This is a genomic window from Clostridium luticellarii, assembly GCF_002995845.1.
Lineage (GTDB): Bacteria > Bacillota > Clostridia > Clostridiales > Clostridiaceae > Clostridium_B > Clostridium_B luticellarii.
Genome location: NZ_PVXP01000004.1, coordinates 108,684 through 134,282 on the forward strand (window position 1 = coordinate 108,684; position 25,599 = coordinate 134,282).

Below are 25,599 nucleotides of genomic sequence, written 5' to 3' on the forward strand. Positions count from 1 at the left end.
TATGAAAATAAAATGCAGGTATACTAATCCTCTTCCAGATCAATATACATACAGCTATCTGCAGCCTTGCAGATTAAATCAGAGATACTTCTCATTTTTTTATCGGTATCCCCTTTCAATACGTTAAGTGCCATTTCCCTGTTTTCGGCCAGAAACTGATATAAATTCAAAACTATATAATCTCTTATTCTAAGGTATAGATAATCCTCTTCCATGGATGCTATTCTTTCGTTTAAATTTTTTATTGAATTATACCTTTCTATATAGTTCAATTCATCCTTGTTTAAAGAATTTCCATTTTTAAATACCACTTTTTTATCCAGCACTGCTGTCTTACACTCATTTTCCATATTCTCTATTGTACTGCTGATCTGGTCTACTTCAGGGATTTTCTCATCTAATGCCCAATTTTCTATAACCTTCATCTGTTCATCCCAAAGCTTTTTTACAGATACAATATCCGCTTTTAGCTCCAAAGCATAGTCCTCAATATCCTTCGACGATTTCCTCTTCTCTCTCAAAGTATTGAATATACTCTCATGCCAATAGTTTTTAGCCTGCACTATGGGTTTGGCGGATACCTCCACCAGTTCAGATAACAGTTCAGATTTATCCATTCCATATTCCCCCTGTGATAATTTCAAAGCATGGCTGAAACTAAAATCATCCCTGTGCTTTGAAATCTTTTTAACATTAAACATATTTTTCCCATTTAAAGATTACTTTTATATTATAATCTATTATTCAAAAAATTTAAATTCCCCTTTCTATATTAAATTCTATTTACAGCCTTTCTTTCAGGCTTTTTATTGCATATCTTATCTCTTCTTCTCTCCAGCTCTTCCGCTAAATCCTCCAATTTTACACCCTGATTGGACATTAAAACCAGGAGATGATATAAAAGATCACATATCTCATATACCTCTTCCACTTTATTATTATTTTTGCTGGCAATTATCACCTCAGAGCTCTCTTCCCCAACTTTTTTTAGTATCTTGTCAATTCCTTCTCTAAATAAATAATTGGTATAGGACCCCTCTACCGGATTTATCTTTCTATCCTCTATAACACCATATAATTCTTCCAGTATGTTTTGCAATTCCATTCAATTACACCCCTTTTAATATAATTTTCTGTAAAAGCAGCTTCTATTTCCCGTATGGCAGGCTGCCCCCACCTGTTTTACCTTTATCAAAATAGTATCATAATCACAATCCAAATTTATACCTTTCACATATTGATAATGGCCTGAAGTAGCACCCTTGTTCCAGAGCTCGTTTCTGCTCCTGCTCCAAAACCAGGTCTTACCCGTTTCAATGGTTTTTTTCAGGGATTCTTCATTCATATAGGCAAGCATAAGAACTTCTCCATTTTCAAAATCCTGCACAACTGCCGGTATAAGTCCCCTCATTTTTTTAAAATCTATACTCTTTAAAACTTCGCTATCCATTTACTATCACCCTTTAATTAAAGTTCAAAAAACAAATATCAAATAATGATGCTTTTCGGTGTAACCGAAAAGCCAACCATAATATATTTTTACAACCTAACTGGTATACCTTTATTTTTCAAATACTGTTTTACCTGTTCCACCGTAAGTTCTCCATAATGAAACAGTGACGCTGCCAGTGCTGCATCTGCACCTGCATCATTGAATACATCATAAAAATCATTTAAAGATCCACACCCGCCTGAAGCTATCACAGGGATATTCACAAGATCACACACGGTTTTGGTAAGTTCTATATCATACCCATTTTTAGTACCATCCGCATCCATACTGGTCAAAAGTATTTCTCCTGCACCCAGCTGCTCCGCTTTTTTTATCCACTCTACAGCATCTATTCCAGTATTTTTTCTTCCACCTTCTACAAACACATCCCATCCATCTTGGGAATCCCGCTTTTTGGCATCCACTGCCACCACCACGCACTGGGATCCAAATCTATCCGCCGCTTCATATATTAAATTGGGATTTTTTATAGCAGAAGAATTTATGGAAATCTTGTCAGCTCCAGCTCTAAGTATATTCTTAAAATCATCTATACCGGATATTCCCCCGCCAACGGTAAGCGGTATAAATACTTTTTCAGCAGTTCTTTCCACCAGATCTATTATGGTCTTTCTCTTCTCATGTGTGGCTGTAATATCCAGAAATACTATTTCATCCGCTCCCTGCCTGTTATAGTGTTCGGCTATCTCCACCGGGTCCCCTACATCCTGCAGGTGGACAAAATTCACTCCCTTAACCACTTTGCCCATATTTACATCCAGACATGGAATTATTCTTTTGGTAAGCAATTTTTCCACTCTCCTGTCCTGATTATTTAAAATATATAATCAAGTGATTTTTATATTTTGGCAATGGAATCCTTGAGATAAATCACTTGATAATTTCCTCAATTTTTTCTATAAAAATATCCATATCCTTTTCCGAACCTATGCTCACTCGAAGGTAATTGTTTATTCTCTCCTTGTTAAAATATCTCACAAGTACACCTTTTTCTCTCAGCTTTCTGAAAAGTTCCTCTGCAGCATATTCAGGATTGGTTATAAATATAAAATTGGCCTTTGAAGGTACAACCTTAAATCCTAATTTTTTCAACCTGCTCACAGTTAATTCTCTTGTATCTATTATTTTACCAACACATTTTTTAAAATAATCCTCATCTTCTATGGCTGCAATTGCCGCTGCATTTGAAACTCTGTTCACAGTATAGGAGTTAAAAGAATTTTTTATCCTGTTCAGCCCCTCTATAAGCTGTTCCTGTCCCAATGCAAATCCCACACGGAGCCCGGCTAGAGAACGGGATTTGGACAATGTCTGTACTACAAGGAGATTGGGATAGCTTTTTATCAGCCCCACTACAGAATTTCCGCCAAAATCCACATAGGCCTCGTCAATTATAACTACTTTGTCCTGATTACTTTTTAAAATTTTTTTAATTCCTTCTGTTTCAATACATTTCCCCGTAGGAGCATTGGGATTGGGAAGCACCACCCCGCCATTTTTAGTTAAAAATTCCTCCACAGGAATTGAAAAATCTTCATTCAGTTTTGCAAGTTTATAATCTATATTGTACAAATTGGCATAAACCGGATAAAAGCTGTAACTTATATCTGGAAAAATTATAGGCTCCCCCTTATTGAAAAATGCCATAAAGCACATGGCTAACACTTCATCGGAACCATTTCCCACAAAAATTTGATCTTTTCCCAGGCCATAATAACAGGATATAACTTCCCTCAATTTATCGCAGCCGGGATCCGGATACAAACTCAAGTTTTCATCTGCTGTACTCTTTATGGCATTTAATACTTTAGGTGAAGGCCCGTACGGACTCTCATTGGTGTTTAATTTTATATATTTCTTGTCCTTAGGCTGTTCACCACACACATAAGGTTCTACACTTTTTGTAATACTGCTCCAATACTTACTCATAATTGTTACCACCTTCTACTATAATTATCTGCATAATTCTATGGCTTTTTTCAAATCTATATTCCCCGAATATACGGCCTTTCCTGTTATGGCTCCATATATGCCCATCTTATTTATATTTTTCAGGTCCTCCACACTCTTAATTCCTCCTGAAGCTATTATATGGCAGTTTACACTTTCTTTTATTTCAAAAAGCTGCTCCAAATTAGGCCCTTTCAGTGTCCCATCTTTACTTATGTCTGTAAATATAATTGTCTTTACACCTATATCCTCCATCTGCCTTGCAAAATCAGTATAATGAACAGCGCTTACATCAACCCATCCATTTACTGCAACTTTTCCATTTCTTGCATCTATACCCACAGCTACTTTTTCACTGTACTTTTTTACTGCTTCTTTGACAAAATTGGGATCTTTCAGAGCTGAAGTTCCCAGTATCACTCTTGATATTCCAAGTTTCAAAAGCATATCTATGGTTTCCATGTCCCTTATACCGCCGCCCAATTCCACTGGGATTCCAGCTGTTTTCGCCACTTTCTCTATGGCCTTTATATTTTTAATCTTTCCATGAAGAGCCCCGTCTAAATCCACCATGTGAATATACTCGGCTCCACTTTTTTTAAAGCTCAGAGCTACTTTCACCGGATCTTCACCTACTATTTCCGATTGTTCAAATTTCCCCTGATACAATCTGACACATTTTCCATCCCTTAAATCTATTGCTGGAAGTATCAACATACAAAATGCCCCCTTGAACTCTATAATTAAACTGCTCTCTCTACAAAATTCTTCAACATGCTGATGCCCACATCACCACTTTTTTCTGGATGAAACTGAGTCCCATACACATTTCCTTCACTCACAACAGCTGGTATATCTACTTCGCCATAAGTGCTGTAGGCATTTAAATTTTCCTTTGATTTCAATTTTCCATAGAAGGAATGTACAAAATACACATAGCTCTTTTCGGGCACATCTTTTAAAATTTTACACTGCTTTTCAATAATCAGGTCATTCCATCCCATGTGTGGTATCTTCATGTTTCCCTGAAGTTTAACTATTTTCCCGGATATGAGTCCAAGTCCTTCACACTCCTCTATTTCCTCCCCCAGGTCAAATAACAGCTGCATTCCAAGGCATATGCCTATAAAGGGCTTCCCGGCTTCTGCCTCTTTTTTCAAAATCTTATCCAAATTTCTTTTCTTCAAGTTTCTCATAGCTTCTGGAAAAGCACCTACACCTGGAAGTATAATTTTGTCACTGCTTTTTATTTTATCTGCATCTGAAGTTATTATACTCTCAGCTCCTATATATTTCAGTGACTTCTGGACACTTTTCAAGTTTCCCATACCATAATCTACAATACAAATCAATTTGTACACCCTCTTTCTGTTATTCAATTGACAATTTACACTTCACAATGCACAATTAATGAAGATTCTCGGCGGCTGCTGAAAATCAACAATATTTTATATTTAGGCAAACTCAAATACTGCCTTTAGTGGACATTACCCCGTTTATACTGTCATCTATGGAAGCCGCCTCTCTGAAGGCATGCCCGAATGCCTTGAATATTCCCTCTATCATATGGTGGGTGTTTTTTCCATAGAATATTTTTACGTGAAGCGTCATCTCCGCATTAAACGCCAGTGCCCTGAAGAATTCCTCCACAAGCTGGGAATCCATCTTACCCACCTTTTCAGTTTTAAAATCAGCATCAAACACAAGGTAAGGCCTACCGCTCAAATCAACAGATACCATGGATAAGCTTTCGTCCATGGGAATAAAAAATGTACCATACCTTTTCACATTTTTCTTGTCACCCAGAGCATTTTTTATACATTTCCCCATGACAATTCCCGTATCCTCCACAGTATGGTGAAAATCCACATCCAGATCTCCTTTTGCCTGCACATCCAGGTCCACCATTCCATGCTTTGCCACCATGCTCAGCATATGGTTGAAAAATCCTATTCCCGTATCTATCACATATTTCCCGCACCCATCCAAATCCATTTTTATGTTTATATCAGTCTCATAGGTATGCCTGGAAAGTTCTGCTGTTCTCATAAAAACACCTTCTTTATATATAAATAATTATCTACCTAGTTTGATGATTTCATTCTGACTTTTATGGAATTGGCATGGGCTGTAAGTCCCTCCGCCTCTGCCAGTGTTACAATTTTATCCCCCACTTTTAAAAGTGATTGTCTGGAATAATTGGTAAAGCTGAATTTCTTTATAAAATCATCTACGGAAAGCGGTGAAAAGAACCTGGCAGTTCCACTGGTAGGAAGCACATGATTGGGTCCTGCCATATAATCACCTAGAGGTTCCGGCGAAAAATCCCCCATAAATACCGAACCTGCGTTCTTTATACTGCCCAATATGGAAAATGGATCTTTAATGCAGAGCTCCAGATGTTCAGGAGCTATTTTATTTGCCAATTTCACACCTTCCTCCACGCTATCCACTATAAATACAGCACCCTGGTTTTTCAAAGACTGTAATATGATATCTTTCCTCTTGAGAGATTCAACCTGTTTTATAAGTTCTTCCTTTACCTTGTCGGCCAATTTTTTTGAAGTAACAGCTAATACTGCAGAAGCCAGCACATCATGTTCCGCCTGTGACATCAAATCTGCAGCCAGATAACGGGGATTTGCCCTTTCGTCTGCAATTATGAAGATCTCACTGGGGCCTGCTATCATATCTATATCTACAAAACCATAGACAGTTTTTTTAGCCATGGCCACATATATGTTGCCGGGGCCTACTATTTTATCAACTTTACCAATTGTCTCGGTGCCAAAAGCCAGCGCACCTATAGCCTGAGCTCCCCCTGCCTTGTAAATTCTATTCACCCCGGCCAGATCTGCAGCCACCAGTATTTTGGGTTCTATAGTTCCATCTTCTAAGGGAGGTGTAACCATAGTTATGTCAGAAACTCCCGCCACCTTTGCCGGAAGAGTGTTCATGAGCACAGAAGAAGGATAAGCTGCTGTTCCTCCCGGCACATATATTCCCACCTTCTCCAGAGGTCTAACCTGCTGTCCCAATATTATTCCATCTTCCCCGGTTACCATCCAGGAATTTCTCTTCTGTTTTTCATGAAAAAAAATTATATTTTGGGCAGCTGTCTTCAAAGCCTCTACAAATTCATCATCTATGCCTTTGTAGGCCTTCCTTATCTCCTCCTGTGTCACTAAAATATTGTCTGAATTTATATTTTTGCTGTCAAATTTATTGGTGTAACTTATAAGTGCCTTATCCCCATTATTCCTTAAATCCTCCAGTATGCCCTTTACCACTGCAGTTACATTCCGCTTATTTTTCTCCTCTTTATTTCTAAAATTACTAAGATATGTTCTGCCTTCCTCTGTATCTGCAATTATTGTATTTATAATTTCATCTTTCATGTCTCTCCTCCTAACTTAAAGCTCTTTCCTTTTTATCAATCTGTATCTGAACTCTATTTATTATTTTCTGTATTTCATTTTTTTTCATCTTCATGCTGGCCATATTTACCACCATTCTGGCACTTATCTTACATATATCCTTGTAAACAACAAGTCCATTTTCTTTCAGCGTATTTCCCGTTTCAACTATATCCACTATGGCATCTGCAAGTCCCAATATAGGTGCCAACTCCACAGAACCTTCTATTTTTATAATTTCCACATCCTGTCCCAATTTTCTAAAGTAATCTCTAGCTACGTTGGGATACTTGGTGGCAATCTTTTTTCTGTTGTAGCCAGAGTAAAAGTCAGAATTCTTAGGGCCTGCCAGCGAAAATTTACATTGTCCAAATCCTAAATCCAGAACCTCATAAAAATTTTTATTTTGTTCAAGAAGAGTATCCTTCCCCACTATTCCTATATCCACTACTCCATGTTCCACATAAGTCAATACATCTGGAGCTTTAACCAGTACGAAATCTATATTGTCCTTTAAATTGTGAAATATAAGCTTTCTGCCCTTATTCATAATTTCACTGCAGTCTATACCTGCTCTTTGAAACATATCTACAGCTTCTTTTTCAATTCTCCCTTTGGTTAAGGCTATCTTTACCCTCTTCACATTTACCATTTAAACTTCTCCATTCTTATATTTTAATAAACTTCATATTTTTTATGTCAGCATATTTCCTTGCTCTGTCTTCATCGTCGAAAAGGCTCATTTCCGCAATTATACCCTGTTTTCTCAAATTCTGAGCCCTTATATAGGCTTCATTAAAATTTTTTCCTTCATGATGTATAAGAACTTTTTCATATTTTTTTCCATAAAATCTTTCATTTTGCTTAAGTGCAACAATTACTCCATCTACATCTATGGCAAAGCCTGTAGCCGGCTCATCATCTCCAAAATTTCCTATCAAATTGTCATATCTTCCCCCGCTCAATATATTTCCTCCAAAACCGTGAGTATATCCTCTGAATATTATTCCGGTATAATAATCTATATGATATACCATCCCCAGATCCACTGCCAGATAATCCTGAAGTCCTGCACTTTTCACAATTTCATAAACTTTTTTGATATCTTTCAAATAACCCAGGGCATTTTTATTATCCGTGAGCCTGGACGCTGTGTCAATTATATCTATGCCCCCAAACAATTTTGGCAGTTCATTTAAAATTTTAAATGAATTATCATTGATCCTATCCCTGTTTGCATATAGTATTTCATTTAATGCTGTGAAATTTTTACTGTCTATACTTCTTCTTAATTTCTCCTTTTCTTTAATATTTAAATTTAGATCATCTACCAGCGCCTTAAATAACTTAGCATGGCCAATTTCTATTTTGAAATTTTTAAGTCCGCAGTTCAATAAAGCTCTTATTCCAATTATTATAACCTCGGCATCTGCAGCAATGCTGTCCGTACCTATGACTTCAATGCCCGATTGGGTCACCTCGCTGTTTTTGCCGTTTAGAGTTTCATTGGCCCTGTATACATTGGAATTGTAGCATAATCTAAGTGGATGAACCATCTCTTTTAATTTAGTACCTGCAATTCTCGCAATAGGAGTGGTCATATCTGCCCTCAGTGCTAAAATTCTTCCCTGGCTGTCAATCAATTTATATATTTTTTCCTGGGGCAATATTGAATTTTCCTCATTAAAAGTATCATAAAATTCTAATGTGGGGGATTTTACTTCCATAAATCCACTATAAACATAGGTTTCTCTAAGTACATTCTCTATATCTATTTTTCTACTGCATTCCTCAAATAGAATATCTTTTGTCCCATCAGGTATATATTTTTTCCAGTTGGTCATAGAGTTCACTTCCTTATTTTATCATGATAATGCTTTAACTCGATACAGTAATAAATTAATCATTGTTTTTATTTTACCAGTTAATTTATAAAATAGCAACAAAAAATGATAAAAAACCCGACGGCTAAATTGAGTTCAATTTAGCCGTCGGGTTTTTGAAATAATTATCTTTTATTTCCCAAAAAGCAAAGTGCAAGCATACCATTTCCACAATGAGTGGCCATACCAAGCCCCAATGTGTTTATAATAAATTTATTATTGCAGAATTCTTTCTCCATTAATTTTTTTAGCAGCTTTGCATCTTCCAGGCAATTCCCGTGAGAAATGCCTATTACCTGATTTTCGGTGTCCAGTGCCCTTTCCCTAAATCTGTCTATGAGATATTTTATTCCCTTTTTTCTTCCCCTCACATTAGCTATATTTTTAAGAGTTCCATCACTGCAGATATATATTATGGGCTTTACATCCAAAAGAGTTCCTATAACTGCTTTCGAGGATGATATCCTCCCGCCTCTTTTTAGATGTTTTAAATCCTCCACCATAAACCAGTAATTCATCTTCAGTTTATTGTCATCCAGCCATTTCACAATTTCATCCTTGCTTTTACCTTCTTCAGCCATTTTATGGGCATAATATACCAAGAGTCCAAGCCCTATGGAAGCCCCCTTGCTGTCAACTAAAGTTATGTCGGCATCCTCAAACTCACTTATTACCGATTCTCTTGCCAGCTTTGAACTGTTAAAGGTGCCGCTTATAGCTGAAGACATTCCAATATATATAACAGGTCTTTTTTCCTTTACCAATTCTCTGAATTTTTCAGCAAATCTATACTCATTTATTTGAGATGTATACGGCATTTCTCCATTTCTCAAGCCATCATAAAATTCCTCATAGCTCAAAGATTTTCCAAAATCATCTTCATAGTCTCTGCCCTTAAAATGACATGTTAAACCTAAAAATGGAATATTTTTTTCCAGTATAAAATCACCTGGTAGATCACATCCTGCATCAGTCATAATTATAGGTCTGGTCATCAGCATCTCCCCCAACGTAAATAGGATTAATTTTAAGTGCTTCAGCAAACAGCATGAGCTTTCACCTCAGCACTTTAGTGCTATTATAACAAAAATTTCATTTATTTTCCATACTCAATAGTATAACCAAGCAGGACACATTTTAAATATTGAAGTAGTCAACTCCTGCACTGAATAATTTCTGATCTTTATTTCCAGGAATATTTTTCATCACATTATCTCCAATTCTTTCCGAATGGGCCATCTTGCCAAGTATTCTTCCATCTGGACTTGTTATTCCCTCCACCGCATAATAGGATCCATTTGGATTGAACCTTATATCATAAGATGGTTCTCCATTGAAATCCACATATTGAGTTGCTATCTGGCCCTTATTTTTTATATCTTCAATAACAGAAGGGCTTGCTACAAACCTTCCCTCACCATGGGAAACTGCTATGGAATGTATATCTCCTACAGATACATTGTTAAACCAGGGAGATAAATTTGAAACTATCCTGGTATTCACCACTCTGGATACGTGTCTTCCTATTTTATTGTAAGTTAGAGTAGGATAGCTTTTCTCTATATCTCTTATTTCTCCAAAAGGAAGCAGTCCTAATTTTATAAGCGCCTGGAATCCGTTGCATATTCCAAGTATCAATCCATCTCTTTCATTTAAAAGCTTCATTACAGCTTCTTCTATGCTTGGATTTCTAAAAAACGCAGCAATGAATTTTCCAGATCCGTCTGGCTCATCTCCTGCACTGAATCCTCCCGGAATCATTATTATCTGTGATGAGTTTATACTTTTTACCAATGCATTTACGGATTCTTCTATTTCACTGCCCGTCAAATTTCTAATTATTACAGTCTCAGTTGCTGCCCCTGCCTTTTCAAAAGCTCTTGCGGAATCATATTCACAGTTGGTTCCCGGAAATACAGGTATGGTCACTTTTGGAGAAGCTATTTTTATCTTTGGAGATACTGCTTTTTTTATCTTAAAGCAGCTCAATTTTATATCCTCATTTTTTACAGAAGCTCTGGTTGGGAAAATATTTTCCAAACTCTTATCCCATGATGCCTTCATCTCCGAGATAGGTATTTTAACCTTTCCTATATTTACGGACTGTTCCTTCTGAGTGATTCCAATAATTTTATAGTCAATTGCCTTTAACTCTTCTTCTAAAGCTTCATTTTTGTCAATTTCCACTATTATGGAGCCGTAATCCGGTGAAAAAAGATCTATGCCCTCCCTATCATCTACAAATTTCAATCCAATTCTGTTTCCAAAACTCATTTTACTTACAGCTTCACATATTCCACCCCTTTTTACAGTATGGGCAGACAATATTTTTCCCTTATCTATTAAATTGCTTATAGAATTGTAATTCTCCTTTATCTTCACAAAATCAGGGAGCTCAAAATCATCTCTAGCTGCCGGTATAAGCACTACATAATTTCCATATCCCTTGAATTCAGGGGATATGAGCTTATCAGCCTCTCCTGTGGTAACTGCAAAAGAAACCAGTGCCGGAGGTACATCCATATCCTTAAAGCTTCCAGACATGCTGTCTTTTCCACCTATGGCTGCCACTTGAAATTTTTTCTGTGCATAAAGTGCACCCAGCAGTGCCGAAAGAGGTTTTCCCCATTTAAAAGGATCTTTTTCCAGTTTCTCAAAATACTCCTGGAAAGTCAATTTTATATTATCCATCTTTCCACCTGAGCATACAATCCTGGCTATTGACTCCAGTACTGCATACACTGCACCGTGAAAGGGACTCCATTTTGCTATCTGTGGATTGTACCCGAAGCTCATCAAAGTGGCTGTATTGGTGCTGCCCTTTAACACAGGAAGTTTTGCAGCCATAGCCTCTATGGGAGTATCCTGATATTTTCCTCCAAAAGGCATGAAAACACTGGAAGCACCTATGGTACTGTCAAATCTTTCCACCAGACCCTTTTGGCTGCATACATTTAAATCCTGCAGTGTCTCAAGCCAGGAATTTAAAATATACTGTTCTCCCGTATTTCCGTCCTTACTGCTGTTTTCAAAATATCCACTGGAATTGGGGCATTTTATTTTCACGTCTGTTTTTGCCCTCACACCATTTGTGTCTAAAAATGCTCTGCTCAAATTCACTATTGAATTTCCGTTCCAAAACATTTTAAGCCTTTTGTCATCTGTAACATCTGCCACTTTGGTGGCCTCCAGATTCTCCTCTCCGGCATATTTTATAAAAATTTCTTCATTTTCTTTGGCCACAACTACGGCCATACGTTCCTGTGATTCCGATATGGCAAGTTCTGTTCCATCAAGTCCTTCATACTTTTTAGGAACCAGATCCAGATTTATTTCAAGACCCTCGGTGAGTTCCCCAATGGCTACAGAAACACCTCCGGCTCCAAAATCGTTGCACCTCTTGATGATTTTACTTACCTCTTCTTTTCTGAACAATCTCTGTATTTTTCTTTCAGTAACAGGATTGCCCTTTTGAACCTCTGCACCTGAAGTCAATATGGAGGTTTCCGTATGCTTTTTAGATGAGCCCGTGGCTCCTCCGCAGCCGTCCCTTCCTGTTCTTCCGCCTAATAGTATCACTACATCGGATACCTGTGGTTCTTCTCTTTTTACATTTTCAAAAGGTGCTGCTCCTATAACAGCTCCTATTTCCATTCTCTTTGCCACATAATTTTCATCATATATCTCAGAAACCATTCCCGTGGCGAGTCCTATCTGATTTCCGTAGGAGCTGTAACCCTGTGCCGCCCCTATAGTTATTTTCTTCTGAGGCAGTTTTCCATTTAGTGTATCACCAATTTTGGTTCTAGGATCTCCACTTCCCGTAACTCTCATTGCCTGATACACATAGGATCTTCCGGAGAGAGGATCTCTTATGGCACCGCCAAGACAAGTTGCCGCTCCACCAAAAGGCTCTATCTCAGTAGGATGGTTATGCGTTTCATTTTTAAACATTACAAGCCATTTTTCATTTTTACCATTTACATCTGCATTCACAACTACACTGCAGGCATTTATTTCATCGGATTCATCCAGTTCTCTTAATTTTCCATTTTTTTTGAGCATCTTCATGCCTATAGTGGCTATATCCATGAGACATGCAGGTTTTTTACTTTTACCATATATTTCATTTCTCAGTTTCAAATAATACTCGTAGGTTTTTTTTATGGGCAGTGAAAATTTTCCTTCTTCAATGGAAACACTATTTAGTTCAGTATTGAAGGTAGTGTGTCTGCAGTGATCTGACCAGTAGGTATCTATAACTTTTATTTCAGTTATTGTAGGATCTCTTCTCTCCTCTTCCCTGAAATACCTCTGACAAAAAAACAGATCCTCAATACTCATGGCAAGTCCCCGTGAATTTATGAATTCTTTCAAATCTTCACGGCTCATCTCTATAAACCCATGGATTATCTCTACACTGTCAGGAATGTTCAGCTGCTGTTTTAAATTCTCCACTTTTTCCAGTGAAGCTTCTCTTGAATCCACTGGATTTATGCAGTAATCCTTTATTTTATAAAAATCCTCATCTGATATATTACCGTATACGATATATACCTTCGCAGATGCAACTTGAGTTTTTTCACTTTGAGTTAATATTTGAATACATTGAGATGCCGAATCGGCTCTTTGATCGTATTGTCCTGGAAGATATTCTACAGCAAATATCCTGGTACTCTCATCCACAGGTAAATTTTCTTCATATATATTATCTACGGTTTTTTCGGAAAATATTATGTATTTTGATTTCTCGTATTCCTCAGCACTGATATTTTCTATGTCATAACGATTTACTATTCTTATATTTTCCAATCCATGAATATTCAGACTTTCCTTAATATCTTTAAGAAACCCTTGAGCTTCTATATCAAATCCTTCTTTTTTCTCTACAAATAGCCTTTTGACACTCATAGTACTCTCTCCTTGTTTCTCATTTTTTTCGAACGTTTATAGTATTTTTATAAAGATTATTCGTAGATATTATACCACAGATATATTCCTTTGTGAATAATATAATATTTTAACAAAAAGCATTTTCCATTTTGAAAAACTTCACTTAAATTTAAAAGTGCCTGATAAAAAGTATTTCCTTTACATTTTTGCCCAGTGCCCGTGGATTATTGTAGAAACACTTCCTCTCCGAAACTATCCCCCTGACTACATGTCCCGTGCTGGTGATTATTTCTGTCTGCTCTCCCTGTTCACAATCTTCTAAATTAATTCCCCTTAAAAATACCTTCACTATTTTTTTATCATTGTAAAAATCCATATTCTCCACTTCAATTAGACTTCCCTTTTTTATCATATAAACCAACCTCTTTACATTTTTAATAAATTCTATGCGTGGAAAATATGAAATATAATTATTAAGTCTCAATATATTATTTTATAATTTCTATTTGCACAAGAGTGTATGTTATAATGATTTTAATAATTTATTTTGGCATTGGGAGATTTTGTTATGGATATCAATAGAATAGTCAATTTGGCTGCTTATGCCGGGAAAATAATGTTGGAAAGCGGTGCGGAAATATATAGAGTAGAAGAAACTATAGTAAGAATAAGCAAAAATTACAATATACCCACTGTAGATGCTTTTGTAACTTTAAACGTGATCATAGTATCTGCTTCAGGCGAATATGACAGAAATATTTCAATAATAAAGAGAGTTAAGCAGAGAACTTTAAATCTAGAGAAAATATCCCAGGTAAATAACCTTTCAAGGCACATCAAAGATGAGGCCTACACCCTGGATGAGATGGAAGACAAATTAACTAAAATACAGTGTTCAAAATCCTACAGTACAAAGATAATTGTATTATTTTCAGGAATAGCTGCAGCTTTCTTTTCACTTGCATTTGGAGGCAACATGCACGATTTCCCGGTATCTTTTGCCATAGGATGCATCCTGAGCCTTATCTCCAAATATCTAAGCATACTTCAGTCAAATGAATTTTTCATAAATACAATATGCGGTGCCGTCACTGCCCTCATAGCACTTACAAGCGTCAAGCTGGGTATGGGTGCACATGAGGACACTATAATAATAAGTTCCATTATGCTTTTGGTTCCCGGACTTTCCATAACCAATGCCATAAGGGATACCATAGCCGGTGATCTCATATCCGGAATTTCCAGAGGAATCGAAGCATTTTTAGTAGCCATTGGCATTGCAGTTGGGGCAGGTGCTGTAATGAGATTGTGGCTTGTTCTGGGAGGAATTCAATTATGATAATAAACTCCATATACATTTTAATTGCAACTTTATGTTTTGGCATAATAGGCAATGTTCGGGGAAAAAATCTTATATTTTCATCTCTGGGAGGAGGCATAACCTGGTTTTTCTATTTAATTTTCTCCAGATATATAGGTCCCTCCAGTATATTGTGTTTTTTCATGGCTGCAGTGTTTGCATGCATTTATTCTGAAATAATGGCCCGAATTTTAAAAACCCCTGTCACAACTTTTATCATAGGTGCAATTATACCACTGGTTCCCGGTGGAAATATGTATAATGCCATGTTCCAATATGTGCAGGGAAATATAAACCAATCTCTGTCCATTGCCTTCAAAACCCTGGCTATTGCAGGCTCCATAGCCATAGGAATATTTTTTGCATCTTCCATATTTAAAACATCCGCATTTTTCAACAGAAAAATTTTGAAAAACAGATGAGAAGTTGGAAATATTAGCAATTTAGCAGCGGCAGCCTTAGGATAAAATAAATTTTTTTATGATTTCACCTATAGCCCCGTGATTATTGTCATTTTCTGTAATATAGTCTGCAGATTCTTTCAGTATCTGGCGGGCATTGCTCACCGCCACTCCAAGTCCTGCAGCTTTAATCATGCTTTTGTCATTTTCGTCATTTCCCACAGCTATGCATTCACTGACAGGTATTTTATAATGATCTGCCAAATTTTTCAATCCGCTTCCCTTAGAGGTTCCCTTACTGATTATTTCAATATTATCCGCACTGGATTTTGTTGTGCTGACTTCAGTACCGTTATCTATTTTTCTTCTTAGCCTTTCCAAATAATCCAGGCTTGAGTCCATCACCACTAACTTATGAATATTTTTTTCAGTATTTTCTATGAATTCTTTAGAATCCGGTATAATTCTTATTTCCATTCTAAATTTTCTATCCACTTTTCTGTTAAATTCATAAAAACTTTTTGCAGTGTATTTAAATTGCTCACAATAAAGACTGTGATCATCATAAAAATGATAATATGTATCCTTTTCTTCCCTTAGAATATCTATAGTTTTCAAGATCTCGTCCTTATCCATAGGAGTGGATTTTATAATATTCCCGTTTTCATCTAATATCATAGAGCCATTGCAGCATATAACGGGCTGCCTGGCAAATAAGGTATGAGAATAGAATTTCAGTGCTCCAGGCAGCCTTCCCGTAGCCATGACAACTTTTACTCCCAATTTGCTTGCCCTGTATATCATATCCATATTATATTCGGATATAAATTTTTTATCATCTAAAAGTGTACCATCCATATCCATAGCAATGATTTTATAGTTCATATGTAACACTCCAATTTTCATACTTTATTTTGCAGCTTTGTGATATATGCAATAATTATCCCGCTGCCAGGCATAAACTTCAAATTAAAAACATAGATTTTATTTATAATACTTCTATAATAAAGGTGATATAATGAAAAAATTTTTTCAGCTTTCCAGCATCCTCCTAATTATAATGTTTTCTTTTGTAGCATGTACATATAAATTTCAAAATACAATACTGTCTCATAAAAAGCCGAATAATTTTTATTACACAAATTTGCTGGCCAAAAATCTGACTTTATCCATTCCCCAAAAATGCACTATAGAAGAAAGCAATTTTCACGATAAAGAGTATCTACAGGAAAAAAATATTTCAGATATAAAAAGCATGCTTAAATTACTTAAAAAAAATAATTTCATAAACAGGCCGAAAGATCTTCCCGGTAAGACTGCCTATAAGATCACCTTTACTTTTAATGAGGAAAAACTCATCATCAACGTATACAATGAAAAATATCTTTCCATCTATCCCTGGGATGGAGATTATCCTATGGACTACATAGATATGAGCAGAGTTCCCATATCCTTGAACCTGTACTACCTTGGCAAATACATCTTTAAAAATTATTAAACCCATTTAATTTTTAAATTTCATATTATTGTATCATGGCTGAACCAATATACATATATTATAACTGTATATAATGTGATGAAAGGTGACACTAATGTTTATTTGTCCTTATTTAGCGTATAGAGCTTCTTCCAGAATGCGGCAGATCAGCTCTGTTTCCTATATAAGATTTTTAAATGCCAGCCCTAATTCCCCTGCAATAGATATATATTTAAATGAACGTTTGCTTTCTAGAAATCTATCCTATAAGTCTTTTTCAGATTATACAAATATACCTTATGGGACCTACAACATAAAAGTATTTCCAGCAGGAAGTGTTGAAAATCCTATTGTAGACCAAAATCTGACCATACCAGCTGAAAAAATATTCACCATAGCTGCTACAGATCATTATCCAAATATAACTCTTCTGCCAATAGAAGACATACGCCGTCCCAAAATTCCAAACAGAGCACTTATTCGATTTGTGAACCTGACTCCTGATTCACCCGGCCTGAATTTAGTACTTCCCGGCGGGAACACACTTTTTTCTGATGTATCCTATAAAGAGGTATCTCCGTATATACCTATAGCTCCCGGTGTTCATACTCTGGAGATCAACAATTCTGATTCCAACGAAAGAGTTCTATACGTTCCAAATATACGACTGACTCCAAACAGATTTTACAGCATATATTCAGTGGGCAACTTATCAGGAAGTCCTGAAATTCAGGCTTTAATCCCCCTTGACGGCAACAGTTATATTAGATTTTAATCTGTATTAAACTTCATTGTACTTTTAAAGGACCTATATTAATTACAGGTCCTTTTTAATAACCTAATTCCTGATTTACTATTATAACTTTTATCCTTCCCTTATGATTCTGCCTCTTTATCAATGTATATTCATTACATATCCTGCTGTCACTGCTGCAATCTACACAATATCCCAGCTTGGCACAGGGATTGTCCGGATTTAACCTCTTTACATTTGCAGGAGCTGAAAAATGCTTGACCCTATCCACAGCTTCCTGAAAATTAGCTACAATTTTATTCACACCTGCAATAACTATTACCTTATCCGGTCCGTATAGCATTGCAGCTACCCTGTTTCCATTTCCATCCACATTATAAAGTTCTCCCTCTTCAGTCAGTGCATTTGTGCTCACTATATAATCATCTGCAAAAAAACTCTTTCTAAAAACATCTTTTATATCTTCTGGTTTTAAATTTTCAGCATACCTGTCCAAAAATTTATAATTTCCATTTCTTAAAAAGTCAATCACACCTGTTTCAAAAAGAGACATGGAGCCCCCTACCGAGACTGTATCCCCTTTTTTCAAAATCTCACTGAGCTTGCCTATAACCTCCTCCTTATCATTTACAAAATAAGCTTCCATATTATTTTTCTCCAAATTCTTCATAGTCCTCTTGATTCTCTGTTCAATTACCCAGTTCAAATTTTTATCCACAATAATACCCCCTTACGGAATCTCTGATTTCAAATTTTCAAAAATTATACTACATATTATACCACAAAGTTCTTATTAGACCCTCCATCTTTTATTTAATTTTTATCTAAAGCCATTGTAAATACCTTTACATTATAGTAAAATCATCATGTGAAGAAATACATTTCTTATGCAAAACAAAAGGGGATATTTAATGAAAAAAGGAGATAAGATAGCTGCAATTTGCATATTGATTTTAATAATATCAAGTTCAATTGGAGTTTTTGCATATAAATTGTATGTTAAAGGTTCTCATAAAATTGCAGTGATAAAACAGGAAGGTAAAATTATAAATACCATAGATTTGGATAAGGTAAAAGGCAAAAGACAGTTTAAAATAAAGTATAAAACCTCTCATTTTAATCTGGTGGAGGTTGAAAAAGGTAAAATACGAATAGCAGACGCAGATTGCCCCGACAAAATTTGTATAAAGACCGGCTGGATATCAAATCCAGGCGAAAATATCACCTGCCTTCCCCATAAACTCACAATCAATATACAGGGAAAAAATTCAGAATATGATGAGCTTTCAAACTAAAATCCCTATATATTAGAATCAAAGGTGCAGACATGAATAAAATAAAAAAAATGGTTTTTCTAAGTTTTTTAGTGGGTATGGCTTTAGTAATATACATAATAGAATCTCAAATTCCCGTCTTATTTCCAGGAATAAAGCTGGGACTTGCAAATACAGTTTCCCTGACCGCATTGATACTTCTCGGATGGAAGGAAGCCCTTGTGGTAATGTTTTTAAGAATACTTCTAGGCTCCATGTTCAGTGGAACAATGGCGGCTTTTCTATTCAGCATATCAGGAGGTATACTCAGCAACCTGGTCATGATTATTCTATATAAATATTTTAGAAATTATCTCAGTCTGTCTACTATAAGCATATGCGGAGCAATATTTCATAATATTGGGCAATTGCTGGTGGCTTCCATCATAATTCAGGATTTCAGAATATACATCTATTTGCCTGTACTTTTGATCTCCGCCATAATTACAGGATATTTCATAGGCTGGTGCACCAAATTTTTAACCGAAAATTTATTTAAAATTCCCATGTTCAAGGATTTTAAAAACTGAACTCCAGTTCCCAATATTCATTTTAATTCAAAAAGGATTGTCTCAAAACAAAATTTTAAGACAATCCTTTTTATTAACTGTGATTATTGATTATGCATTTGCTGCAGCTTCTTTTTTAGTCTGTTCCTGTAAATCCACACCGCTTATGACAGCCCTGATAGCTCCCGTAGGACATTTTGCCAGACAGGTAGCTTCACTGCATTTTTCCATACAAATATGATGGTCTACTACCACTGCCAGATTGTTCTCCACCTTAAGAGCACCATGAGGGCAATTCCTTGCACACAAACCGCATCCAAGGCAGCCAATACTGCATGCCTTACGCACAGCTCCACCTTTATCTTTAGAATTGCAGTTAACCATAATCTTCGAGCCAACAGGCCTGAATCCAATCACCTGTTTTGGACACGCATCGACACAGGTTCCACAACCTGTACATCTTTCCACATCAATTATAGGGAGTCCCTTTGAACCCATTGCCATAGCCCCAAAAGGACAACTTTTTACACAAGTTCCAAAACCAAGACATCCATACTGACAGGCTTTGTCTCCTCCCTGAAGCAAATTTGCTGCAGTACAGTCTTTTATCCCCTTGTATTTATATTTTTTAACTGCTTTTGTACAATCACCGCCGCATTTTATGTGGGCAACTCTGGGCTCAATTGCCGGAGCGGACTTGCCAGTCAGTTTTGCCACCTGCTCCGCCACTGCTGCTTTACCTGGAACACAAAGATTGGGAGGGACATTTTCGTCCAGTACAACCGCTTCCGCATAGGCTTTGCATCCTGCAAATCCACATCCACCACATTGTCCCTTAGGAAGCACGTCCTCTACAAGTTCCACCAGGGGATTCACTTCCATTGCAAACCTTTTGTTCACGTAAGCCAGGATAATACCAAATATACAGCCTATAACAGTCATTACAACTACAACCATAATTGCAGTATTTATCATAATCATAATCTCCTTTCTATAGAGAAATCATACCAGAAAATCCCAGGAATGACAGGGCCAGCATTCCAGCCAATATGAAAGCCACCCCAAGTCCTTCCAGCGGTTTAGGTACATCTGCCAACCTCAATTTTTCTCTAAGACTCGCCATTAAAACTATGGCCATGGCAAATCCCAATCCGGAACCTATGGAATTGACCACGCTTTCCATAAAATTAAAATTGGAATCAGCATTTACAAGAGGTACACCAAGTACAATACAGTTTGTAGCTATTAAAAGAAGATATATTCCCCACATATTGTATAGTGCGGGAGCCTGCTTTTTAATAATAGTTTCCAAAAGCTGCACAAAACTCGCTATAAGAAGTACAAATACCACGGTTTTTAAAAATGTCAGGTTAAAAGGTACAAGTACAAAATGATATACCACCCAGGCCAGCATTGAACTCAAAGTTATAACCGAGGTAACCGCCATACCCATACCTACTGAAGCATTCAAATTCTTGGAAACCCCAAAAAATATGCAAAGTCCCAGAAATCTTGTCAAAACATAGTTATTCACCACAACTGCACTTATAAAAAGAGTAAAATAAGCAGCCATTATACTTCACCTCCATTTGCCTTTTCCAGTTTGGCCATTTTAACTTCTTCCACGTGCTGATTATAGACTTTTACTATAGCAACCAAATATCCTATAAGTATAAATGCTCCTGGAGGAAGAATCATAATCATTATTGGATTATACGATGCCCACATTACATGCATGCCAAACACAGTTCCAGAACCAAACAGCTCACGTATTATACCTATTATGAGAAGTGCCAGTGTAAATCCGCATCCCATTCCAAGTCCATCTAGAAAAGATGGTATCACAGGATTCTTGGATGCAAATACCTCTGCACGGGCAAGTATTATAGCAAACACAACCACCAGTGCCAGATAAATACCAAGCTGTTTATACAGCAGCGGCGCTACAGCCTGCAGTATAAGTTCGACTACTGTAACTATAGTTGCTATACAGGTGATGTACACGGGTACACGAACTTTGGGATTTACAAAATTTTTGATTAGGGAAACTACAGTATTATTACAAGTTATGACGAACATTACACAAAACCCCATTGTAAGCCCATTCAAAGCTGTACCTGTAGTTGCCAGTGCCGGACACAAGCTAAGTGCAAGCACAAATATAGGATTTTCTTCTATCAATCCTTTTTTAAATATCTTCCACAAATTCATATTTACTTACCTCCTGTAAATGTAGTGACCTGTTGAGCTGCCTCCTGTACTCCTTTAGTAACAGCTCTTGAGGTAATTGTAGCTCCTGTCATGGCCTGTATATTTTTCTTGTTGGATTTATCTTTTGTAACTGTCAGATCACCAGCTTTTTTATCTTTAAACTGTCCTCTGAAGGAATCCTCTGATGCATTGGAGCCAAGCCCTGGAGTTTCATTGTGAGATACAATATTGAAGTCTATAACTTTCCCGTCTGGTGTAACTGCCACCAGCATATTTATAGCACCACCATATCCCTTGCTTGCAGCAGGTACTATATAGGCAATTGTTTTGCTGCCTTTTTGGGCCGAATACCAATCTTTCTTGCCATTTACAGGTTTGAAATTATCTGCATTTTTCACCAATACCTTCATGGTATCATTTTTTATTTGTACTTGCTTTTGTGCTGCCACCGGTGCTGTTATATAATACACACAGGCCAGTATGATCCCGGATATAAAACATGTAAGTGTCAAATTCTTGGTTATCGCAAAAATACTGCTTTTATTTTTATCATTATCCATAAAATCCTACCTCCTTGTACCAAATTTAACAGGCTGCGTAAATTTATCTATCAGTGGAGTAACTGCATTCATAAGCAATATGGAATAGCACACTCCTTCAGGATATCCACCTTTTAACCTGATAAGCGAGGTAAGAGCTCCTGCACCCAGTGCAAAAATAATCTGGCCTTTACTTGTCATAGGAACAGTTACCATGTCAGTTGCCATAAAAAATGCCCCGATTACAAGTCCTCCTGCCATCATATGGAAAACGGGATCTCCTGTAAAAAGTCCGGCATTTCCTCCAAAAGCCCAGGTAAGCACTCCCACCGTTGCTATCATGACTACAGGTATTTCCCAGTTTACATATCTTTTATATATGAGGAAAAGTCCTCCCAGAACCAGCAGCACAGTAGAGGTTTCACCTATACTTCCATTACGTGTTCCCAAAAACAGTGCTTTATAAAGTGCTCCTGTACCTCCAAAAGTTTCCACCAGCTTTGAGTACCCCTCCATTTTTAAAATACCAAGAGGTGTGGCAGTAGTAACCGCATCCACGCCGCTGGCAGTCAATTTTGACCAGGTAGTCATAGCCACGGGCCAGGATGCCATAAGTACTGCTCTTCCAATGTGGGCAGGATTGAATATATTGTACCCAAGCCCTCCCATAGAATGCTTGGCTATAGCTATCGCCACAAAAGATCCAAAGGCCACCATATAAGGCGAAATATCCGGCGGCAAGCACATGGCCAGTAAAAGTCCTGTTAAAAATGCACTTCCATCTGAAATAGTCACAGGTTTTTTCCTGATTTTCTGTACGAGGTATTCTGTAACCACAGCAGAAACTATTCCCGTTACAATTACCTTTAAAGCCGGTATTCCAAAATGATATATACCAAAAATCGCAGCCGGAGCCAAAGCTAAATTGACGCTCCACATTATTTTAGAAATAGATTCATCACAACGAACATGTGGTGATGCTGAAACTGTAAAAACATCTTTTTTTAATATTTCCGCCATCTTTTAATCACTCCCTTATTATTTTAAGACCTTTTCCTTCTTCGGCTCTTTAGCCGCCTTAGCTTTTTGTCTGGCTGCTGCAGCCGCATTCTCAGATTTCATATATTTGATATACTGCACAATATTTCGTTTAGCAGGGCATGTATATACACAGCTTCCACATTCCACACAATCCAAAAGATTATAATCCTCTTTAGCTTCTTCATATAAATTATTTTGTCCCAATATACTGAGCATACTTGGATTCAAACCCATAGGACAGGCTCTTAAACATCGACCGCATCTTATACAGGCTGATTCCAGCCCGGTATTCACATCTTTTTCAGTAAGTGCAAGTATTCCTGAAACCCCCTTTATTATGGGCACATCCAGATTTGACTCAGCTGCCCCCATCATAGGACCTCCGGAAAGCACTTTAACAGGAGTTTCTCTAAAGCCTCCACAGAAATCAATAACATCTTTAAATGTGGTTCCAACTCTCACCAACAGGTTCTTGGGCTCCTTTACAGCACCTCCGCTTACAGTTGTGACCCTCTGTATAAGAGGTATTCCCCTCTCCACAGCATCACTTACTGCAATACACGTACCTACATTTTGGACAACTGCACCTACATCCATAGGAAGAGCTCCTGACGGCACTTCCCTGCCTGTCAAAACATTTATAAGCATTTTCTCAGCACCTTGAGGATATTTAGTAGGCAAGCCAACTACTTGTACATTTGTACCCTTAAAAGCCTTACTCATAATTTCAATTGCATCTTTTTTATTATCCTCGATACCTACAAAACCTCTTTCAACCTTCAAACTCTTCATAATAATCTCAGCACCTGCTACTATCCTATCTGTATATTCCAGCATGGATCTGTAATCTGAAGTTAAATAAGGTTCACATTCAGCGCCATTTAAAATAAAAACATCTATTTTTTTATCTGGAGGCGGTGAAAGCTTGACATGAGCCGGAAATGTTGCACCTCCCATGCCTACAATACCAGCTTCTCTTATTATGTCTATTATTTCTTTTTCATTTAAATCATTCCAGTTACGCGAACTAGGTATACCTTCCATCCATTCATCTTCTCCATCATTTTGAATAACTATGGATAGACACTTTCCAAAAGATGGGTGAGGGTATTCAACCACATCTACAACTTTTCCAGAAACAGATGAATGTACATTAGCCGAAACAAAAGCATCACCACTTGCAATAAGCTGTCCTTTTTTAACCTGGTCACCCTTTTTTACTATAGGAGATGCAGGGGCACCAATGTGTTGTCTTACAGGTATATATACCTTATCAGGTATAGGCGCTTTTTCTATAGGCTTACTGGCTGTATACTTCTTGCTGTCGTCAGGATGCACTCCACCTCGAAAACTTTTTAACACTTTTAACACCTCTTTCGATATTTTTTGTATAAAATATTGCTTATAAATTAAGAATTAAATAATTCTTAGATTCAAGTGGAATCTGCTCATAAGGAATGCTTTCCTCCATCTGAACCTTATTAACAGTATTCTTAGTGTCTTTAGCGCTTAGAATACGTTATTCTTTAGGGAAAGAACTTATACAGGCGCCCTATTCAAATATCAGATATGGCAGCCTTTAGAAAAATATGAAAATAGCATATACAGCAGATTATAGCTGTTTAATAATTTGCTATACAGCTTTACTACCTAACAATTATACCGACCTATGTGATTCAATCAGAATAAAACACGTCTAATAACAGGTTTCAGAGCATCATTTTTCGCCGTAGACTTATCAAATACTTTTACATAAAACAATGAAATAATAAAAAGTACTGCCCCACCACCTATTTGAAATGCCCTTTGAAAATATCCAATATAATTTCCCAGCCATGTCCCCAACAAAGCCCCTGCAAAAATTGCAATAAGAGGTAAAATATATACAATAAAAGCAGCTTTTAACATATTTCTCTCTTCTACTTCAAAAAGAACATGTTGTCCGACTTTAGCCCCAACAAGATTTTTTGCTTCTACTATAGTGGCATCTTCTCCCGCACACAGTCCACAGCTTTTACAATTACCATGCTTACTCGCCCTGATCCTAGCAGAATCCTGTTCTATTTCAATTACAATACCTTCTGATATCTTTTTCATTTTCGACATCTCCTTGCTTGTTTGTTAGCGTTTTCACAAAGTCTGTCACTTACTTTTTACTTATAATATTATACCATAAAAATTATAAATTTCACCCTGTATTATTAACTTTTTTATAACTGTACTAATTTTAAACAGGAGATTTTTATTTTCAATAGCTTTTCGCACATATTGTTATAATTTTAACAATATGTGCGACTACTTTTCTATTTATAATATTATATCATAAAAATCATAAATTG

The 25,599-nt window shown here is 36.7% G+C and carries 29 protein-coding genes; 6 read left to right on the forward strand and 23 right to left on the reverse strand.

Annotated features, from left to right (window positions below; translation table 11 throughout):
• Positions 1-23: 23 nt before the first annotated feature.
• The 14 genes from CLLU_RS02975 to CLLU_RS03040 form a co-directional block, all read right to left on the reverse strand.
• On the reverse strand, positions 24-617 hold the full coding sequence (locus CLLU_RS02975; RefSeq protein WP_106008123.1) for a hypothetical protein: 594 nt from the start codon (positions 615-617) through the stop codon (positions 24-26).
• Between the two features lie 155 nt (positions 618-772).
• Entirely contained in the window at positions 773-1,105 is a 333-nt protein-coding gene (hisE, locus tag CLLU_RS02980; RefSeq protein WP_106008091.1) for a phosphoribosyl-ATP diphosphatase, read from the reverse strand.
• A 15-nt stretch (positions 1,106-1,120) separates the two neighbouring features.
• Positions 1,121-1,450, reverse strand: a complete 330-nt coding sequence (gene hisI, locus CLLU_RS02985) for a phosphoribosyl-AMP cyclohydrolase (RefSeq protein ID WP_106008092.1) — start codon at positions 1,448-1,450, stop codon at positions 1,121-1,123.
• A gap of 89 nt (positions 1,451-1,539) precedes the next feature.
• Positions 1,540-2,301, reverse strand: coding sequence for an imidazole glycerol phosphate synthase subunit HisF (gene hisF / locus CLLU_RS02990; RefSeq protein WP_106008093.1), 762 nt, complete (start codon positions 2,299-2,301; stop codon positions 1,540-1,542).
• Positions 2,302-2,383: 82 nt separating this feature from the next.
• Complete coding sequence (hisC, locus tag CLLU_RS02995; protein WP_106008094.1) at positions 2,384-3,442, reverse strand: histidinol-phosphate transaminase; 1,059 nt, start codon at positions 3,440-3,442, stop codon at positions 2,384-2,386.
• A gap of 24 nt (positions 3,443-3,466) precedes the next feature.
• A complete protein-coding gene (gene hisA, locus CLLU_RS03000; protein WP_106008095.1) occupies positions 3,467-4,180 on the reverse strand; it encodes a 1-(5-phosphoribosyl)-5-[(5-phosphoribosylamino)methylideneamino]imidazole-4-carboxamide isomerase in 714 nt (237 codons plus the stop codon).
• Positions 4,181-4,206: 26 nt separating this feature from the next.
• Positions 4,207-4,815 (reverse strand): imidazole glycerol phosphate synthase subunit HisH, encoded by a 609-nt coding sequence (gene hisH, locus CLLU_RS03005; RefSeq protein ID WP_106008096.1) that lies wholly within the window; start codon positions 4,813-4,815, stop codon positions 4,207-4,209.
• Positions 4,816-4,927: 112 nt separating this feature from the next.
• Positions 4,928-5,512 (reverse strand): imidazoleglycerol-phosphate dehydratase HisB, encoded by a 585-nt coding sequence (hisB, locus tag CLLU_RS03010; protein WP_106008097.1) that lies wholly within the window; start codon positions 5,510-5,512, stop codon positions 4,928-4,930.
• A gap of 35 nt (positions 5,513-5,547) precedes the next feature.
• Complete coding sequence (gene hisD, locus CLLU_RS03015; RefSeq protein WP_106008098.1) at positions 5,548-6,861, reverse strand: histidinol dehydrogenase; 1,314 nt, start codon at positions 6,859-6,861, stop codon at positions 5,548-5,550.
• Between the two features lie 10 nt (positions 6,862-6,871).
• Complete coding sequence (gene hisG, locus CLLU_RS03020) at positions 6,872-7,531, reverse strand: ATP phosphoribosyltransferase (protein ID WP_106008099.1); 660 nt, start codon at positions 7,529-7,531, stop codon at positions 6,872-6,874.
• 16 nt (positions 7,532-7,547) lie between these two features.
• On the reverse strand, positions 7,548-8,723 hold the full coding sequence (locus CLLU_RS03025; RefSeq protein ID WP_106008100.1) for an ATP phosphoribosyltransferase regulatory subunit: 1,176 nt from the start codon (positions 8,721-8,723) through the stop codon (positions 7,548-7,550).
• Between the two features lie 164 nt (positions 8,724-8,887).
• On the reverse strand, positions 8,888-9,757 hold the full coding sequence (locus tag CLLU_RS03030; protein WP_106008101.1) for a DegV family protein: 870 nt from the start codon (positions 9,755-9,757) through the stop codon (positions 8,888-8,890).
• A 142-nt stretch (positions 9,758-9,899) separates the two neighbouring features.
• Positions 9,900-13,673, reverse strand: a complete 3,774-nt coding sequence (locus CLLU_RS03035) for a phosphoribosylformylglycinamidine synthase (RefSeq protein ID WP_106008102.1) — start codon at positions 13,671-13,673, stop codon at positions 9,900-9,902.
• A gap of 151 nt (positions 13,674-13,824) precedes the next feature.
• Positions 13,825-14,067: a hypothetical protein gene (locus CLLU_RS03040; protein WP_106008103.1), complete on the reverse strand. Its 243-nt coding sequence runs from the start codon at positions 14,065-14,067 to the stop codon at positions 13,825-13,827.
• A gap of 156 nt (positions 14,068-14,223) precedes the next feature.
• Between CLLU_RS03040 and CLLU_RS03045 the strand changes: the two genes are divergently transcribed.
• Both CLLU_RS03045 and CLLU_RS03050 read left to right on the forward strand, forming a co-directional pair.
• Positions 14,224-14,994 (forward strand): threonine/serine exporter family protein, encoded by a 771-nt coding sequence (locus CLLU_RS03045; protein WP_106008104.1) that lies wholly within the window; start codon positions 14,224-14,226, stop codon positions 14,992-14,994.
• Positions 14,991-15,437, forward strand: coding sequence for a threonine/serine exporter family protein (locus CLLU_RS03050; RefSeq protein WP_106008105.1), 447 nt, complete (start codon positions 14,991-14,993; stop codon positions 15,435-15,437). Before CLLU_RS03045 ends, CLLU_RS03050 begins: the two co-directional genes overlap by 4 nt.
• Positions 15,438-15,473: 36 nt before the next feature.
• Here CLLU_RS03050 and CLLU_RS03055 read toward each other — a convergent pair whose 3' ends face one another.
• Positions 15,474-16,301, reverse strand: a complete 828-nt coding sequence (locus CLLU_RS03055; RefSeq protein WP_106008106.1) for a Cof-type HAD-IIB family hydrolase — start codon at positions 16,299-16,301, stop codon at positions 15,474-15,476.
• Between the two features lie 133 nt (positions 16,302-16,434).
• Between CLLU_RS03055 and CLLU_RS03060 the strand changes: the two genes are divergently transcribed.
• Positions 16,435-16,914, forward strand: coding sequence for a DUF4883 family protein (locus CLLU_RS03060; protein WP_106008107.1), 480 nt, complete (start codon positions 16,435-16,437; stop codon positions 16,912-16,914).
• Between the two features lie 94 nt (positions 16,915-17,008).
• Positions 17,009-17,668 carry a DUF4397 domain-containing protein gene (locus CLLU_RS03065; protein WP_106008108.1) on the forward strand — a complete coding sequence of 220 codons (660 nt, stop codon included), beginning with the start codon at positions 17,009-17,011 and terminating at the stop codon, positions 17,666-17,668.
• Positions 17,669-17,723: 55 nt separating this feature from the next.
• Here CLLU_RS03065 and CLLU_RS03070 read toward each other — a convergent pair whose 3' ends face one another.
• Positions 17,724-18,365: a lactate utilization protein gene (locus tag CLLU_RS03070; protein WP_106008109.1), complete on the reverse strand. Its 642-nt coding sequence runs from the start codon at positions 18,363-18,365 to the stop codon at positions 17,724-17,726.
• A gap of 193 nt (positions 18,366-18,558) precedes the next feature.
• Between CLLU_RS03070 and CLLU_RS03075 the strand changes: the two genes are divergently transcribed.
• Together CLLU_RS03075 and CLLU_RS03080 are read left to right on the forward strand one after the other, a co-directional pair.
• A complete protein-coding gene (locus CLLU_RS03075; RefSeq protein WP_106008110.1) occupies positions 18,559-18,942 on the forward strand; it encodes a NusG domain II-containing protein in 384 nt (127 codons plus the stop codon).
• A gap of 32 nt (positions 18,943-18,974) precedes the next feature.
• Positions 18,975-19,490 carry a Gx transporter family protein gene (locus tag CLLU_RS03080; RefSeq protein WP_106008111.1) on the forward strand — a complete coding sequence of 172 codons (516 nt, stop codon included), beginning with the start codon at positions 18,975-18,977 and terminating at the stop codon, positions 19,488-19,490.
• A 90-nt stretch (positions 19,491-19,580) separates the two neighbouring features.
• On the opposite strand, the gene rnfB is transcribed toward CLLU_RS03080, so the two are convergent.
• The 7 genes from rnfB to CLLU_RS03115 all read right to left on the reverse strand — a co-directional run bounded on the left by rnfB (position 19,581) and on the right by CLLU_RS03115 (position 25,357).
• Entirely contained in the window at positions 19,581-20,441 is an 861-nt protein-coding gene (rnfB, locus tag CLLU_RS03085) for an RnfABCDGE type electron transport complex subunit B (RefSeq protein ID WP_106008124.1), read from the reverse strand.
• A gap of 19 nt (positions 20,442-20,460) precedes the next feature.
• Positions 20,461-21,042, reverse strand: coding sequence for an electron transport complex protein RnfA (locus tag CLLU_RS03090; RefSeq protein WP_106008112.1), 582 nt, complete (start codon positions 21,040-21,042; stop codon positions 20,461-20,463).
• A complete protein-coding gene (gene rsxE / locus CLLU_RS03095; protein WP_106008113.1) occupies positions 21,042-21,680 on the reverse strand; it encodes an electron transport complex subunit RsxE in 639 nt (212 codons plus the stop codon). The genes CLLU_RS03090 and rsxE overlap by 1 nt, the downstream gene beginning before the upstream one ends.
• A gap of 2 nt (positions 21,681-21,682) precedes the next feature.
• Entirely contained in the window at positions 21,683-22,240 is a 558-nt protein-coding gene (locus CLLU_RS03100; protein ID WP_106008114.1) for an RnfABCDGE type electron transport complex subunit G, read from the reverse strand.
• Between the two features lie 6 nt (positions 22,241-22,246).
• Positions 22,247-23,239, reverse strand: coding sequence for an RnfABCDGE type electron transport complex subunit D (locus CLLU_RS03105; protein WP_106008115.1), 993 nt, complete (start codon positions 23,237-23,239; stop codon positions 22,247-22,249).
• Between the two features lie 18 nt (positions 23,240-23,257).
• Complete coding sequence (rsxC, locus tag CLLU_RS03110) at positions 23,258-24,622, reverse strand: electron transport complex subunit RsxC (protein WP_106008116.1); 1,365 nt, start codon at positions 24,620-24,622, stop codon at positions 23,258-23,260.
• A 318-nt stretch (positions 24,623-24,940) separates the two neighbouring features.
• The gene (locus CLLU_RS03115) at positions 24,941-25,357 is read right to left on the reverse strand and encodes a SoxR reducing system RseC family protein (protein ID WP_106008117.1); all 417 of its coding nucleotides are present in this window, start codon (positions 25,355-25,357) and stop codon (positions 24,941-24,943) included.
• Between the last annotated feature and the right edge of the window lie 242 nt (positions 25,358-25,599).

Coding starts and splice junctions, on each gene's coding strand:
- hisI (WP_106008092.1), bottom strand. CDS start 1,450: ATGGATAGCGAAGTTTTAAAGAGTATAGATTTTAAAAAAATGAGGGGA.
- hisB (WP_106008097.1), bottom strand. CDS start 5,512: ATGAGAACAGCAGAACTTTCCAGGCATACCTATGAGACTGATATAAAC.
- hisC (WP_106008094.1), bottom strand. CDS start 3,442: ATGAGTAAGTATTGGAGCAGTATTACAAAAAGTGTAGAACCTTATGTG.
- hisA (WP_106008095.1), bottom strand. CDS start 4,180: ATGTTGATACTTCCAGCAATAGATTTAAGGGATGGAAAATGTGTCAGA.
- CLLU_RS03090 (WP_106008112.1), bottom strand. CDS start 21,042: ATGGCTGCTTATTTTACTCTTTTTATAAGTGCAGTTGTGGTGAATAAC.
- CLLU_RS03060 (WP_106008107.1), top strand. CDS start 16,435: ATGAAAAAATTTTTTCAGCTTTCCAGCATCCTCCTAATTATAATGTTT.
- CLLU_RS03115 (WP_106008117.1), bottom strand. CDS start 25,357: ATGAAAAAGATATCAGAAGGTATTGTAATTGAAATAGAACAGGATTCT.
- CLLU_RS03065 (WP_106008108.1), top strand. CDS start 17,009: ATGTTTATTTGTCCTTATTTAGCGTATAGAGCTTCTTCCAGAATGCGG.
- rsxE (WP_106008113.1), bottom strand. CDS start 21,680: ATGAATTTGTGGAAGATATTTAAAAAAGGATTGATAGAAGAAAATCCT.
- CLLU_RS02975 (WP_106008123.1), bottom strand. CDS start 617: ATGGATAAATCTGAACTGTTATCTGAACTGGTGGAGGTATCCGCCAAA.
- CLLU_RS03075 (WP_106008110.1), top strand. CDS start 18,559: ATGAAAAAAGGAGATAAGATAGCTGCAATTTGCATATTGATTTTAATA.
- CLLU_RS03100 (WP_106008114.1), bottom strand. CDS start 22,240: ATGGATAATGATAAAAATAAAAGCAGTATTTTTGCGATAACCAAGAAT.
- CLLU_RS03080 (WP_106008111.1), top strand. CDS start 18,975: ATGAATAAAATAAAAAAAATGGTTTTTCTAAGTTTTTTAGTGGGTATG.
- CLLU_RS03045 (WP_106008104.1), top strand. CDS start 14,224: ATGGATATCAATAGAATAGTCAATTTGGCTGCTTATGCCGGGAAAATA.
- hisD (WP_106008098.1), bottom strand. CDS start 6,861: ATGAAAGATGAAATTATAAATACAATAATTGCAGATACAGAGGAAGGC.
- hisE (WP_106008091.1), bottom strand. CDS start 1,105: ATGGAATTGCAAAACATACTGGAAGAATTATATGGTGTTATAGAGGAT.
- CLLU_RS03030 (WP_106008101.1), bottom strand. CDS start 9,757: ATGACCAGACCTATAATTATGACTGATGCAGGATGTGATCTACCAGGT.
- hisG (WP_106008099.1), bottom strand. CDS start 7,531: ATGGTAAATGTGAAGAGGGTAAAGATAGCCTTAACCAAAGGGAGAATT.
- CLLU_RS03055 (WP_106008106.1), bottom strand. CDS start 16,301: ATGAACTATAAAATCATTGCTATGGATATGGATGGTACACTTTTAGAT.
- CLLU_RS03025 (WP_106008100.1), bottom strand. CDS start 8,723: ATGACCAACTGGAAAAAATATATACCTGATGGGACAAAAGATATTCTA.
- CLLU_RS03105 (WP_106008115.1), bottom strand. CDS start 23,239: ATGGCGGAAATATTAAAAAAAGATGTTTTTACAGTTTCAGCATCACCA.
- CLLU_RS03040 (WP_106008103.1), bottom strand. CDS start 14,067: ATGATAAAAAAGGGAAGTCTAATTGAAGTGGAGAATATGGATTTTTAC.
- CLLU_RS03035 (WP_106008102.1), bottom strand. CDS start 13,673: ATGAGTGTCAAAAGGCTATTTGTAGAGAAAAAAGAAGGATTTGATATA.
- CLLU_RS03050 (WP_106008105.1), top strand. CDS start 14,991: ATGATAATAAACTCCATATACATTTTAATTGCAACTTTATGTTTTGGC.